This window comes from Pseudanabaena sp. lw0831 (genome assembly GCF_016584665.1).
Classification (GTDB): Bacteria; Cyanobacteriota; Cyanobacteriia; order Pseudanabaenales; family Pseudanabaenaceae; genus Pseudanabaena.
The window spans coordinates 1-13,307 of record NZ_BBJB01000068.1 but is presented as its reverse complement, the minus strand read 5'-3'; the positions used below and the strand labels follow the sequence as shown (position 1 = coordinate 13,307).

At 44.0% G+C, this 13,307-nt stretch carries 13 protein-coding genes and 1 pseudogene; 2 read left to right on the top strand and 12 right to left on the bottom strand.

The window, feature by feature from the left end; all coding sequences use genetic code 11:
• Window positions 1-3: 3 nt before the first annotated feature.
• The 4 genes and pseudogenes from APA_RS25805 to APA_RS14180 form a co-directional block, all read right to left on the bottom strand.
• Window positions 4-961: pseudogene (locus APA_RS25805) on the bottom strand (IS1595 family transposase).
• Window positions 962-1,031: 70 nt separating this feature from the next.
• On the bottom strand, window positions 1,032-2,216 hold the full coding sequence (locus APA_RS14190) for a sugar MFS transporter (RefSeq protein ID WP_201322922.1): 1,185 nt from the start codon (window positions 2,214-2,216) through the stop codon (window positions 1,032-1,034).
• On the bottom strand, window positions 2,213-2,683 hold the full coding sequence (locus tag APA_RS14185) for a DMT family transporter (protein ID WP_201322921.1): 471 nt from the start codon (window positions 2,681-2,683) through the stop codon (window positions 2,213-2,215). Before APA_RS14185 ends, APA_RS14190 begins: the two co-directional genes overlap by 4 nt.
• A gap of 142 nt (window positions 2,684-2,825) precedes the next feature.
• Complete coding sequence (locus tag APA_RS14180) at window positions 2,826-3,446, bottom strand: DMT family transporter (RefSeq protein ID WP_236579586.1); 621 nt, start codon at window positions 3,444-3,446, stop codon at window positions 2,826-2,828.
• Between the two features lie 75 nt (window positions 3,447-3,521).
• Here APA_RS14180 and APA_RS14175 point away from each other — a divergent pair, with 75 nt between their 5' ends.
• Window positions 3,522-4,025 carry a MarR family winged helix-turn-helix transcriptional regulator gene (locus APA_RS14175; RefSeq protein WP_201322920.1) on the top strand — a complete coding sequence of 168 codons (504 nt, stop codon included), beginning with the start codon at window positions 3,522-3,524 and terminating at the stop codon, window positions 4,023-4,025.
• Between the two features lie 29 nt (window positions 4,026-4,054).
• On the opposite strand, the gene APA_RS14170 is transcribed toward APA_RS14175, so the two are convergent.
• The gene (locus APA_RS14170; protein WP_201322919.1) at window positions 4,055-5,002 is read right to left on the bottom strand and encodes a Rieske 2Fe-2S domain-containing protein; all 948 of its coding nucleotides are present in this window, start codon (window positions 5,000-5,002) and stop codon (window positions 4,055-4,057) included.
• A 99-nt stretch (window positions 5,003-5,101) separates the two neighbouring features.
• Here APA_RS14170 and APA_RS25235 point away from each other — a divergent pair, with 99 nt between their 5' ends.
• Window positions 5,102-5,875: a TetR/AcrR family transcriptional regulator gene (locus APA_RS25235; protein WP_201322918.1), complete on the top strand. Its 774-nt coding sequence runs from the start codon at window positions 5,102-5,104 to the stop codon at window positions 5,873-5,875.
• 191 nt (window positions 5,876-6,066) lie between these two features.
• On the opposite strand, the gene APA_RS14160 is transcribed toward APA_RS25235, so the two are convergent.
• From APA_RS14160 to APA_RS14130, 7 genes are all read right to left on the bottom strand, one after another.
• Window positions 6,067-6,741 (bottom strand): L-threonylcarbamoyladenylate synthase, encoded by a 675-nt coding sequence (locus tag APA_RS14160; RefSeq protein WP_201322917.1) that lies wholly within the window; start codon window positions 6,739-6,741, stop codon window positions 6,067-6,069.
• A gap of 52 nt (window positions 6,742-6,793) precedes the next feature.
• Complete coding sequence (serS, locus tag APA_RS14155; RefSeq protein ID WP_201322916.1) at window positions 6,794-8,068, bottom strand: serine--tRNA ligase; 1,275 nt, start codon at window positions 8,066-8,068, stop codon at window positions 6,794-6,796.
• Window positions 8,069-8,176: 108 nt separating this feature from the next.
• Window positions 8,177-9,019 (bottom strand): M28 family peptidase, encoded by an 843-nt coding sequence (locus APA_RS14150; protein ID WP_201322915.1) that lies wholly within the window; start codon window positions 9,017-9,019, stop codon window positions 8,177-8,179.
• Entirely contained in the window at window positions 9,016-9,408 is a 393-nt protein-coding gene (locus APA_RS14145; protein WP_201322914.1) for a type II toxin-antitoxin system VapC family toxin, read from the bottom strand. Before APA_RS14145 ends, APA_RS14150 begins: the two co-directional genes overlap by 4 nt.
• On the bottom strand, window positions 9,408-9,707 hold the full coding sequence (locus APA_RS14140; RefSeq protein WP_201322913.1) for a DUF2281 domain-containing protein: 300 nt from the start codon (window positions 9,705-9,707) through the stop codon (window positions 9,408-9,410). Before APA_RS14140 ends, APA_RS14145 begins: the two co-directional genes overlap by 1 nt.
• Before the next feature lie 118 nt (window positions 9,708-9,825).
• On the bottom strand, window positions 9,826-12,051 hold the full coding sequence (gene recQ, locus APA_RS14135) for a DNA helicase RecQ (RefSeq protein ID WP_201322912.1): 2,226 nt from the start codon (window positions 12,049-12,051) through the stop codon (window positions 9,826-9,828).
• Between the two features lie 72 nt (window positions 12,052-12,123).
• Window positions 12,124-13,242 (bottom strand): hypothetical protein, encoded by a 1,119-nt coding sequence (locus APA_RS14130; protein WP_236579585.1) that lies wholly within the window; start codon window positions 13,240-13,242, stop codon window positions 12,124-12,126.
• Between the last annotated feature and the right edge of the window lie 65 nt (window positions 13,243-13,307).

Here is a 13,307-nt window from a genome sequence, read left to right as displayed (position 1 = left end):
GGCTCAATAGGCGATTCGGGGAGGTAAGGAAAGTAGGGAGTCCAGCAAAGTACTCAGCAAAGCTTTACCCCTCGTCTTAGCATTATGGACAAACTCAAAGAAGCTCAAATACAAAGGTAGCTTTTCTTGAGATATACCGCGATGAGGTCGTAGCCAAGAGCGCAAAAGCGACCAAAAGCCTTCCATCGTATTGACATGAACTTCACAAAAGCCATCATCATCTTCATCTCTGGCATATTCTCCCGCACCATGACAAACAGATTTGTGAGCATAGCCCCAATCTTGTAAAGGGTTGTAGATAGCATATTCGTCAGTGTAAACCATAGTACCAAGAGTAATCGTAGCTTTAATCAGAGGCTCAATAGTTCGTTGTTGCACGTTTTCTAACATGCGAATTACCACTTCACCACCGCGCTGAATCATGCCGAAGATGGGTGGTTTTTCTTTTTCAAGTGTGTCCCCCGCCCCCGAACCCCCTTGAGGCGATTACGCCTTCCTTTGCGCCCTTTTTTTTAACTTCTTCGGGTTTGCCTTTGTGTCCTGCTGTCACATATACCTCGTCACACTCGACTGAGCCAGATAAGTTTACTTCAGGCTTGCCTTGGTCAATACCTTCTCGCAATTGGGTGGTCATATCTTGCACCACATCCTTGTCTAGGTCTAGTTCTTGGGCAATTTGTCGATTCGAGAGATTTAATCCCATCAAATACAGACACAATATCCACATCCGTAGTGGTTGATGATGTCCTGCGAATATTGTGTCGGTTAGATCGTCAAAGTTGGCATTGCAAGTTTTACACTGGTAACGTTGGCGGGCAGGTTGCGTTTCATCTTTCCCACGCTTGATCACCTCTGAGCTTTTACATTTTGGACAGCATACTCCTCTTGTCCATCGCGTCTGACGCACTGTTTCGTAACATTTTTCATCATCGATTAGATGGGTTAAGTTCACACTCAGCATAGTGATCGCTTCTTTTGGTTTTCGCTACAATATTATCAATTTATTCCTTTCTTTCACCTCCCCGAAATACCTATTGAGCCAAGTTTTTATGGAGCGAATTTGCACAATGTAAAGCGATCATCGCGATCGCTAATGGCAGCATTAACAAAGGAATAATGCCTAAGCCAGACCAACTGGCAATCCAGCCCACACCAGAGGGAATCAGCGCTGCTCCGACACTTGCAGCACTGGTAGCAAAGCTGACGGCGGCAGGGACTAAACTTTCGGGTAACTGTTTGGGAATTAGCCAGATAGTAGCAGGAAATATCGGCGCAAGGGCAAAACCAATCATCGGTAAACTAATCCATTGCTCAGGCAATTGCCACCAAGCTAACAGTCCGATCATTAGCAGGGCGAGGGACATACTGATCGTTTTTACGGCTCCTAGCGATCGCAGAAAATAGCCGAGAAGAAACCGACCGACGGTTAAGCCTAACCAGTAAGCGCTAACGCTATATCCTGAGACTAATGCAGGGATTTGGCGATCGCTGACTTGGACAATATAAGCCCAGTTACTAATCGAAGCTTCTAAACCGACATAGATTAGTAGCATTAATCCCGTGAGTAACACTAAGGGAATTTGCAGCGATCGCCCCAAATTTTGCCAAGCAAGAGAATGGGATAAGGCTTTGCTTCTAGTCATGGATGGATAGCGATAAATAATTGCTGCAAATACACTCACCATTAATAAGCTGACGATCGCTGCTAATACTCCATAGACCTGTCGCCAGTTAATGCCAATAGCTAATAAAGTAGTAGCGATCGCTGCCCCTGAGAGCGCCCCAATACCATAGAATCCATGTAGCAATCCAATTAAATGTGTGCTGCGATCGTCCTGCGCGATCGCAGTATTAATACCCGCGTCAATCAGTCCAACCCCCAAACCAAAGAGAGTTCCCGCCGCAACCATTAGCAACCAAGCGGGCGATAAAGCATAGATGACTAGTGCCATTGTCAGCATACTGGCGGCAAAGAAAAGCATTCTTCCTAATCCCAGACGGCTATTGACAACACTACTGGTTAATGCGGCAAGAATATAGCCGCTAATCTGACTGACAAATAGAAGTGTTACTGTGGCTGGGTTAAGATTGTATTCCAGCAAAATGGAAGGAAGTAAAACTCCTAAACCAGCTTCCGCAAGACCAATCGCAATGAAGGCGTAAAAGGAAATTGCTACGCCAATCCAGAGTGGAGGTGAGGGCTTGGTAGAAATCATAGTGTATTTCCTAGATCGCTACGATCGAATTGAGTAAGAGCAACGGCAATTAATAACAACACAATTGCCACAATTCTCGAAGGACTAATGGGATGCGGTGTCACTCCAAACCAGCCCCATTGATCGATCAAGAGAGAACCAGTCATTTGACTACATACCACAGCTAGAGCCGCTGTTGTTAGTCCCAATTTGGGGATAATAATCGTGTTTAAGGTCACATAGACAGCACCGAGTAAACCGCTTAAAAACGCCCACCAAGGAACTTGAGTCAGCCGATCCAGACTTTGAGAACCAAAAGTTCCCAATAGAATTAGGAGAGTCAGAGTCAGCGAACCAACTATAAAATTGATCGTCGCAGCCCCAATAGAAGACTGTAAAGCTTTTCGCAATCGAGTATTCGCGGTTGCACCGATCGCTAAAAAGCTACCTCCCGAACCCGCACCAATCAAAGCAATGAGCATATCCATAATATTTACCTAAATTGAGAATTTTCTAGATCCCCCCCAGCCCCCCTTAAAAGGGGAGAATTTTCTTCTTCCCCCTTTTTAAGGGGGATTGAGGGGGATCTCTTAGAGGTTTTAACCGCAGAAAATAATTCTTAGACGGTTTCTAAGATTGCGCGAGAAAGAAGATAGCGACGATTAGCAAACCGATCGCAAAGCGACGATTGCGGGTAAGACGATGTTTGGGTAAGTCTAACCAACCATGATGATCGACGATGATGCCAGCGAGGGACTGTCCTCCGACCACTAATCCCAAGGTTAGCGTAGTCCCTAGCACCGAGGTGAAGTAAGTACTAGAACAGATATACCAAGTGCCTAGCACGCCACCGATCAGACTCCATTTAGGGGCTTTCGCGATCGCCGACCAATCAGGATGACCGAATTTTTGCGTTGCGATTAGTACAAATAAAACTAATGTGCCAACTATATAGGAAATGTCTGCCGCTAAAGGAACAGAATTTAGCGATCGCGCTAATTGGGCGTTGCAACTAGCTTGAATGGGCAGAAGTACGCCACTCAAGAGCGCGAGTAGTAAATACAAATAGATTTGATATCGCGATGCGATCGAATGTAGGTGTTTCAAAGCGAGGGAAGTCATGGCAAAACAAGGGTAAATATGTGAGGTGGAATGGATAGAAGCCTTGTTCTGAAAACTGAGCGATGGTCTAAGGATCGATGAACTGAGGATCAAGAGGCGATCGCAAATAACTAAAAATAACTTCGACATCATTTATCTCTATATCAAGATAAATGATGTCGAGATAATTGTCAACTATCTCGACATCAAGATATAATTGCGCCTATGGAACAGGATAAAATCGATTACATTTTCGAGCAATGGCGACAGGAATCGCCGCAATTAGACACTTCTCCACTGGGCATAGTTGGGCGAGTGCTAAGGATTGCTCGTCTGCTCGAAAAACATCGCGAAACCGTATTGGCAGAATATGGTTTGAGTGTTTGGTCGTTTGATGTTGTAACTACGCTGCGGCGGCAGGGCAAGCCCTATCAACTCAAGCCCACAGACTTGTATAGTTTGCTCATGCTCTCGTCAGGGGCAACGACTAATCGCATTGATCGCTTAGAACAGGATGGCATTGTCATCCGCCTCCGCGATCCTGACGATCGCCGCAGTGTGATTGTGCAACTGACATCTAAAGGTGTTCAGTTAGCCGATTTAGTAATTCCGATATTATTGAAAAGTGAACAGGATTTACTCAGTCAGTTTGCTAATCCTAATGAAAGGGAAACCTTTATAGCAATGCTACGGCGATTGCTCGTATCCCTTGACAACAAACTGGAATAGCTTCAGTTATTCTACTTGTGGAAAATCTTTTACCATTCCTCATAAAGTTTCCTAGCATGAATCATAATTTCTTCGTTGGGTAAGCGAATCTTCGCAGGCTGGCGCGGATAAGAAGTTGCGATCGCACTTGAATCCTGTTCCACGATTGTAGCCACGGCACTCAAGATTGACCGATGCAAAAGCGGCTTATACATCTTCCTCTTGAATCTCACATAGACCAGCACAAAAGTTTTTGTCTGGGTCGCAGTTTCAGGATACAGAACATGTACCTGTAGAAGTTCGCCCCAAGGGAACTCAGTTCTAAAGGTAGTTAGAGATGGAAAAGCATACTCCAAAATCCCTGTGTAGGTTTTAGGAGCTAGCAGAATTGCGGGATTACGGCGAATATCGGCAAAGGTAACATCGGCGCGATCGAGTTCTTGGACAACCTTAGCCCAATAGCCATTCTGCTCAAACAAGGGAATGCGATTGGCTTTAATCCCAAATAACTCGCGATGCGTACCATTCTGATGGTTGTAATCGAAGTTAATTAGCAGATTATGCAAAAACTCCCCTTGGATACTCGATTCTCCCGCAGCACCCAAAAAAGTCATGCGATCGCTCAATTTTTCGATTAAGTCAGGCACAGGAATTTTGGCTTCCATATTTCCATAAGTCCAAATGCAGTCGCCTTTGACCTCTAGCTTTAAAGGAGTTGTGAGAGGCTGTGCAGATTCTTTCCCAGCTTGATATAGCCGTCCCTGTCCGTCAAATGCCAAGGCATGAAACGGACAGATAATTCGCTCTTCACAAATCCAACCATTCGATAATGGAGCCTGCATATGAGGACAGATGTTATTGAGGGCAAATACTTCTCCCTGCTGATTTTGCCAGAGAACATAATCCTGACCATTCAGAGAAACTTTATAGGGGCTGTCAATTCCCAACATTGAGCGATGGGCAATCAACCAAGGTGCGCCAAGCAAGATCGGTGACATAGGTAAAATGTGATAGATTATTCATGTTCAATGCTCAAAATACGACAAAGCTTTCATGTTTGTCAAGAGTGTTTTTCTAGCAAATTTTTCTAGTAACTTATGACAGAATCGCAGCCCCTCAAAACACAACTCCGCCGCAAACCTCAACAAAAACGTAGCCAGCAACGGGTTGAACAAATCTTAAAATCCGCCGCAGAGGTGTTTGATGATGTTGGCTACGAAGCCGCCACAACGCATATGATTGCCGCAAGATCAGAGACTGCAATCGGCTCTCTATACCAGTTTTTCCCCGATAAGCTAGCCATATTTCATTCCCTAGAATCGCGTTACATGGAGCGCGTCATGGAAATTAATGGGGCGCTTTTGCAATCTGCTGATCCGCAACGTCCATTTGCTGAATTTATGGATCGGATGGTCGAGGCTCATGTTACTTATTTTCAGGATCCGATGCCCCGTGTCGTCTATCTTCAGTATTTTGTTGCGCCCCAGATATTTATACTTTTTAATGAAAACTTTAATCAACGGTTGATTCAGCAGTTTGGCGCTCTTTTGCAACGTTGGAATCCAGAACTGACGGCTGAAAAAAGTGAGCGTCTTGCGGAGACTGTTAACCAGTGCTATAACGCTCTGCTACTGCAAGCTTTGAGGGGCGAAGAGAGCAAGCAACAAGCTCGTTATGAGGAACTCAAAGCTTTGGTGGTCGCCTACCTCACCCCTCATCTAGAGCCAACAGTAGAGAAAGTAATGAAAATAATGAAATGTCCGCACTGTCATTCCTCCTGCTTATCTAAAAACGGGCATCGTCACAACAAGCAACGCTATCTCTGCAAGGATTGTGGAAGACAGTTCTTAGAACGCGATCGCGAATATTAAAGCCGCCGCCGCTATCGCGATCTAGAAAGCTAATTTTGCAGGATGATTGCTCGCTCTTAAACCACTTTTCCAAAGTACCCAAGTAATGAGAGTCATTAAAAATAATCATAAGAGGAGCTCTTCCGTTGCAGGATGGTGAGTTGTAGTGATGGTTAATAGCAAGGGCTTGAAATATGTGAGGGTTGATCAGATCACAAAAGTTCAACTTTTCCTAATCCTTGACGTAAGATCTGCGGATGGAGATCATCGGTTAAATCAAGAATTGTGGATACTTCGTAGGTGTAGTCAGAATCATCATCAATGATCAAATCGACTAATTTATAGAAGTAATCAAATAATTCCATTTTAGATGATTCACTAACATTCCGCTGTTTCCCATTCTGACTGTGATAATTAAAATCATCTTCATTAATATCATCTTCCACTAGATTCGCAGATGTGGAAATGATCGGATTTCCTAGCGCTTCAATAATCGTCTGTGATACGCCATGATTGGGAACTCGAATCCCTGTAGTTTTACGCTTGGGGTTTAGCACCAATTTTGGCACAAGCTTAGTAGCTGGCAGAATGAATGTAAAAGGTCCTGGCACAAGACTTTTCATGAGACGATAGTTAACATTGGTCACATCTGCATATTCCGCAATATTAGAAAGAGAAGAACAGAGGAAAGTAAGTGGTTTGTCGTTGGACATTTGCTTAAGTTGCCGTACACGTTGCACAGCGGATTTGGACATTAGATCACAACCGATCGCATAGACGGTATCCGTAGGATAGAGCATGACCGCGCCATCGCGTAAAGCCGATACGATTTGGGCGATCGCGCGTGGTTGTGGATTGTCTGGATGCAGTTTGTGAATCGTAGCCATGGTTGCGTCTCGCGCTAAATTTTTTAAAACAGCACGCTGAGCGTGCTTCCATTTAAAGATATTCTTTGTTCATCAGAGGTTGTAGCACTTCAGGAATTAAGATGCGTCCGTCAGGTTGCTGATAGTTTTCGAGAATGGCGGACATGGTGCGTCCGACGGCTAAGCCTGAACCATTGAGGGTGTGCAGAAACTCGGTTCCTTTCTTGCCCTTACTCTTAAAGCGAATATTGGCCCGACGAGCCTGAAAATCATGGAAATTCGAGCAGCTAGAAATTTCGCGATAGGTATTTGCGGTCGGTAGCCAGACTTCGAGGTCGTAGCATTTTGCCGCACCAAAGCCAATATCGCCTGTGCAAAGTTCAACGACACGATAGGGAAGTTTTAAGGCTTGCAAAATCGATTCGGCATCGCGTACTAGTTTCTCATGCTCCTCGGCAGAGTTTTCGGGAAGGACAAATTTCACGAGTTCAACTTTGTTGAACTGATGTAAGCGAATTAAGCCTCTAGTATCGCGTCCATAACTACCCGCTTCACGACGGAAACAAGGGGTATAGGCGCAATGATGAACTGGTAGATTCTCACCATCAAAGATTTCATCTCGATATAGATTCGTAATCGGAACTTCGGCAGTGGGAATTAGCCAGAGTTCGTCTTCTGCGCATTTAAATAGGTCTTCGGCAAACTTCGGTAATTGCCCAGTGCCCGTCATGCTTGCCGTATTCACCAATAGCGGTGGTGCAACTTCGACATAACCATTGGCAGTATGGGTATTCAGCATGAACTGAATTAAGGCGCGTTCTAGGGCTGCTCCTGCACCAATTAAGTTAACAAAGCGAGCTTGAGCAATTTTGACTGCACGTTCAAAGTTGAGAATGCCTAATTTTTCGCCGATTTCCCAGTGAGGCAAAATATCGGTGCGATCGCTTTTATATTCATCCCCCCAATGTCGCACTTCGACATTTTCGGTTTCATTCGCACCAATGGGAGTTGTTTCGCTAGGCAAATTTGGCAAAGTCATTAAAATGGCATTGCTTTCTTCTCGGAGCGCTCTTTCTTTAGGTTCTAGTTCCGCTAGTTGCTGTTTGACTTCAGGCGATCGCGCTTTTAATGCTTGGATTTCTGATTCTGGCGCACCAGATTTCATTTTGATGCCAACTTGCTTACCGATGTCATTGCTTTCGGCTTGCAAATGCGATCGCTGAGTTTCAAGTGCACGGACTTCTTGCTCTAGTTCGACCAATCTACTAATGTCGTAACCTTTGCCTCGACTATTGAGGCGAGCTTGCACCTGTTCGGGCTGCGATCGCACGAGCTTAATGTCTAACACGGACTTTTATCTAACCTAAACGCATTTCAGAGCATCATACAGCGCTTTGCGCCCAAAAACAAAGTGTGAGTTGCCCGCGTAGCGGGCGACTCACACTTTGTTTTTGGGTTATTTTAGAGCCTTTACGCCAACAATGAGCCCTTGGCAAACATTAGTGAGAAATTCTAAATCTAGGGTTTCTAGGCGATCGCTACTTTTATGATAATGAGGATTTCGCATATTCGCAGTATCAGTAACCATTAGAGCTTTGTAACCAGCATCCCAAAAAGGAGCATGATCGCTACGGCGAGTATCGGGAATTGCTAAGCCTCGCCAACCTGCGGGAAGCCATTCACAAGGCACAGTTGATTTCATATGATGTTGTAAATGGATGAGATCGGGAATTGTCGGTATACTCCCGATCAAGCCAATAAAATCACCAGTGTTAGGATAGAACTTGTCTAAACCTGCGGGATAATGTTGCGAATTTGGACTGCGATCGCAATATCCCAACATCTCTAAAGAAATCATCAGCCGCAATTTTTGTTTTTCATTCTTAAGCTTTTGCGAATATGCAGCACTTCCACATAAGCCATATTCTTCCATATCAAAAGCGATTAGCTGAATCGGATATTTAATAGGGTTTGCCGAGAAATATTCAGCAAGTTCGAGCAGTACGGCAACACCTGATCCATTGTCATCTGCACCTACACAACCAGCAACCGTATCGTAATGTGCGCCAATGATAATTGGCGATCGCTGCTTCTGGGTAAGAGCGGCAATATTGAGAATTAAGTTCTGATGCTTACTACCATTGACTTCAAACTCATGGATGACTACTTCACCGAATTTCGCAAAATGAGATCGGATATATTCCCTAGCAAATAAATGTCCAGCCGAAGCATAGTAAGGATTACGCTCTACAACTAATTTTTCAAGATATTCAAGTAATCGACTTTGGAGATTTTTCATTCCCAAATCCTTTGCACCGCATACAAATCAAACTTTAGATCGCGACTTGCGATCAGGAGATTTCGATCAATAGCTTGCGCGATCAACATTCGATCAAAAGGATCTTTATGATTGCTATGAATGGGTAAATTGCTGAGATGTACTGTAGCAATTATAGAGATAGGTAACAGTATTAATCTCGTATTATTAAGACTAGCCTCAAGATCATTAAAATTCTTTTCCAAAGTGATTTTCCCTATATTTACCTTGATCGCTATTTCCCAAAGGCTAACGATACTTACAAATACTTGGTCAGCATTATCAATAACCTCTCGTAAAGTGACTGGTAAATTTGTATTACCCTCCAAAAGCCAAATAAAAGTATGTGTACCCAGCAGAATAGGACTCATTACATATACTCCGCAAACTCTTCCAATGGCTCATCAAAATCATCAGGTAAGGGCAGAACAAAAGTTCCTTTCATACAACCAAACAACGTTTTTTTTTCTGCCATCTTTGCTTCAGATATATCTACATCGACTAGATTAGTAGAATCATTTCCCTCTGTATTTTTGTATAATAAATATTCTGCATAGTGCAGAACCTCAATTTTGAGAGAATCTGGCATACTTGCAAAAACTTTTAATACTTCTTCGTCCAAAGAAACCGTTTTGCTAGATTCCTGAGTCTTTTCAATAGTTTGTACCATTACTTTTGCTTCCTATTGACTTTAACTAAACTAAAAATATTATAGCAACATCAGTTTTGATATCAAACTCATTCTCAGTCGTATCACCAATGATGAATATCACCTCATCTCAACCTGATTATAATGGCTCTTTCTCATTTTGCCAGTTGGCTCGAATTATCTTGATTTCATCGTAGCTATATTCCTCACGTAAATGATCAAAGAGATTTCGTAAGCTATCACCACCGATCGCATCTAGCGCTTCATAAATTACGGTTTGACGCTCTGGAGCAACAAGGCGATCGCAGTTAATCGCATAGCCAGCTTCAATTAATTGGACTAGATGTGTCCAAACAGTTGCGGGTTTAAGTCCGCGATCGCGAGCTATTTCATCAATATCTAAGCCGTTTTCATACATCGCTAAAGTTTCGCGTTGTGTACTTGCTTTCGATAATTTTGATTTTGGCGTGGCTTCCTGTTTGACTCTGGAGGGAGTTGATTCAGTGATTTCCGCAGGAGGATATTTGAGATGATGTTCGAGAATAATTGCGATAAAATCATCGGCATATTGTTCTAATTTCTTTGCCCCAACTCCTGACAGCTTCGCGAAATCCTTGCGATCAGTTGGTTGCTGTTCTGCCATTTGATTGAGCGTGGCATTACTAAAAATTACATAGGGCGGGACTTCCTGCTCATCTGCTAGATTTTTGCGTAACAGCCGTAATCTCTCAAAGAGAATATCCATATCAACAGGTCTTTCTCTTGCCTCTTCCCGATCAATTCCTTTTGCAGGCTCAGCATCACGTTCTATTGGTAATAGCACATTACGCTGGTTTCGCATTACTTCCCAACTGCGATCGTTGAGCTTGAGAATGCCGTAGCCATCAGTAGTTTGGGTGAGAAAACCTTGATGAGTTAGCGATCGCGCCAGTTGTCGCCATTCATCTAGACTGCGATCTTTACCAATGCCATAGGTCGATAGGTTCTCATGTCCATGCTGTAGAACTTTCTCTTTGCGCGAACCTCTCAATACATCAATTACATGCCCTGCTCCAAATCGCTCCTTTGTCCTAGCTACGCAGGATAAGAATTTTTGCGACTCAACTGTCCAATCTTCCATTGGCTTCGGGGAAAGACAGTTATCACAGTTTCCGCAATCACCTTGAAAATGTTCACCGAAGTAACGAAGCAGAATCGTGCGACGACAGGCAACACCTTCAGCATAGTCCACCACCTGACGTAATTGCTGCTGAGCGATCCTCTGTTCTGCTTCCAATGGTTCATTGGTTTGAGGATCGACTTTTTGAGCAATGAGAAACTTGATCGTTTCTAAATCTCCATAGCCTAGAAATAAGGTGCAGTGAGAATCTTCGCCATCTCGTCCAGCTCGTCCTGATTCTTGATAATATCCTTCAATATTTTTGGGCAAATCATAATGAATCACAAACCGCACATCAGGTTTATTAATGCCCATTCCAAAGGCAACTGTCGCCACCATTACCTGCACATCGTCCCGAATCCAGCGAGTTTGATTTTCTTCCCGTTCTTTATTGCCTAATCCTGCATGATAGGGAATTGCTTCGATGCCATCTTCTCTCAGGCGACTGGCTATTTCATCCACACGTTTACGACTGAGGCAATAGACTATGCCCGATCCTTGTAGTCGCTTGATTTGCTGCAAGAGGTTTACATAGGTTTGCTCTATACCTTGTTTGGGAACAACTTCATAGTAGAGATTAGACCGATTGAAGCTTGCCACATGAATATATGGCTGCTTCAGTTGCAATTGCTGACTAATATCTTCGCGCACTCGCTCCGTAGCTGTAGCCGTCAAGCCAATCACGGGTACATCGGGATGGAGTTGGCGAATTCGACTCAACTGGCGATATTCTGGACGAAAATCATGTCCCCATTCCGAAACACAGTGAGCCTCATCTACCGCAAATCCTGCGATACCCATTTTTCCTTTAATGATATTCAGGAATTCGAGAAACTGCTCAGCAAATAAGCGCTCAGGTGCAACATAAACTAATTTGATCGCGCCATTTAGGATTGCTTGCGATCGCTGAGTGCTTTCTCTATTCGTCAGCGTACTGTTGAGAAATGTCGCGCCGATACCGTTTTCTTTGAGTGCCGTAACTTGATCTTGCATTAGCGCAATCAAAGGAGACACGACTATCGTTACCCCAGTCTTGAGCAATGCTGGCAACTGAAAACAAATCGATTTACCGCCGCCTGTGGGCATAATCGCCAAGGTGTCGCGCCCTGCCATGCTTGCTTCAATAATCTCGCGCTGCCCTGCCCGAAAGGATTCATATCCAAAATATTGCTTCAGCGCCTGCTGCAAAGAATTACTGTTTGACATAGCTGTTTTTCAGGTTAGTAAGTTTCAGGCAAGGGGCTTAAGCCCCTTTTTCTATTAGAGTACAAATGACAACTATTGATCCTCTTCTGTGATTTGTAAGCGAATAGTCCGTCCTGACTGATCGTTGCCAATTTGGACAGTGACATTTTGGCTAGCTAATGAATCAAGAGAATTAAGTAGATCCAGCAAATTTGGTGTGCTTGCACCCGACTCAACATATAGCTGATCGGCGGATGTAGAGACACGCTTCCAGATACCGTAGAGTTTAGCGATCGCCTGTTCGAGTTGTGAGGCTTGGCTGACCAGATCGGAGGCAAGCTTGAGGCATCCAAGTCTTAGGGCTTCCTCAAGTGCATGATCGATGTTAACAGAACGGTTTGCGATCGCTTGTACTTGACTCGTATTGGTGAGATATTTGGTTAACCTTTGAGCATCAGCAGTAACCAGCTTAATATTATCGAGATCGGAGGCATCGGCGATCGCCTGTTTCAATGGAGTTTGATAAGCTTCAGGCAACTTGTCGATTTCGCGAACTAGGGGTGCGACATAACGGGTAGGAATCGTGTGAGCGGCAATCTTCTCCTTTAAATCATCGGGAAGATGGTCAGAACTCATCGATGTCCATTCATCGGAGAGTTGTCGAACTTCGCGTCTAGTAATCTTTTCTCCATTTCTAGCTGCATCGACAATCAACTGCTGCACTTCTGAGGAAGCTTGAGCAGTTTCTAAGAAAGCTCTCTTACTAAATTGACGAATATCATCAGCATCTAATTGACCATCCGCCATTAAAGTATCAGCACTATTGGCGAGTTGAATCCATGAATAAGCCTGAGATTTACTGATTTCTCGCTCTTGCAGCCATTTTAAGAAACCCGTACCACGTCCCTCTCCATTTGCTTTCTCGCGATCGCGTACAGTTCGCAAGATTCGCCCCCGCCAAATATCTGTCTGCAAATCGAAGCGATCGCATACTTGCCAAGCTAGATCGACTTCGGCAAGAAATTGACCTTCAGCCAACCCTTCATCATTGGGGTCGGGTAAGGAAAGCGAAAAATCTGTCAGATCGAGATTTGCTAAAGCTTCATTGGGAATAGATTCGACGGAAATAGATTCGAGGAGAGATTCACTCACGGACACAGACAACCTTTGAATTAATGACTTTGGGGCATAGGCAACATGAAAGTTGCCCATCTAATATACTAACGGATAGAAAATAAATAACTTGTGTAAATAAAACCCAAAACTGTTGGGGCGGG

What these genes read in the sequence shown, in the direction of transcription:
- APA_RS14190 (WP_201322922.1), bottom strand. Translation starts at nt 2,216, where the DNA reads ATGATTTCTACCAAGCCCTCACCTCCACTCTGGATTGGCGTAGCAATT.
- APA_RS14185 (WP_201322921.1), bottom strand. Translation starts at nt 2,683, where the DNA reads ATGGATATGCTCATTGCTTTGATTGGTGCGGGTTCGGGAGGTAGCTTT.
- APA_RS14180 (WP_236579586.1), bottom strand. Translation starts at nt 3,446, where the DNA reads ATGTCGAAGTTATTTTTAGTTATTTGCGATCGCCTCTTGATCCTCAGT.
- APA_RS14175 (WP_201322920.1), top strand. Translation starts at nt 3,522, where the DNA reads ATGGAACAGGATAAAATCGATTACATTTTCGAGCAATGGCGACAGGAA.
- APA_RS14170 (WP_201322919.1), bottom strand. Translation starts at nt 5,002, where the DNA reads ATGTCACCGATCTTGCTTGGCGCACCTTGGTTGATTGCCCATCGCTCA.
- APA_RS25235 (WP_201322918.1), top strand. Translation starts at nt 5,102, where the DNA reads ATGACAGAATCGCAGCCCCTCAAAACACAACTCCGCCGCAAACCTCAA.
- APA_RS14160 (WP_201322917.1), bottom strand. Translation starts at nt 6,741, where the DNA reads ATGGCTACGATTCACAAACTGCATCCAGACAATCCACAACCACGCGCG.
- APA_RS14150 (WP_201322915.1), bottom strand. Translation starts at nt 9,019, where the DNA reads ATGAAAAATCTCCAAAGTCGATTACTTGAATATCTTGAAAAATTAGTT.
- APA_RS14145 (WP_201322914.1), bottom strand. Translation starts at nt 9,408, where the DNA reads ATGAGTCCTATTCTGCTGGGTACACATACTTTTATTTGGCTTTTGGAG.
- APA_RS14140 (WP_201322913.1), bottom strand. Translation starts at nt 9,707, where the DNA reads ATGGTACAAACTATTGAAAAGACTCAGGAATCTAGCAAAACGGTTTCT.
- recQ (WP_201322912.1), bottom strand. Translation starts at nt 12,051, where the DNA reads ATGTCAAACAGTAATTCTTTGCAGCAGGCGCTGAAGCAATATTTTGGA.
- APA_RS14130 (WP_236579585.1), bottom strand. Translation starts at nt 13,242, where the DNA reads ATGGGCAACTTTCATGTTGCCTATGCCCCAAAGTCATTAATTCAAAGG.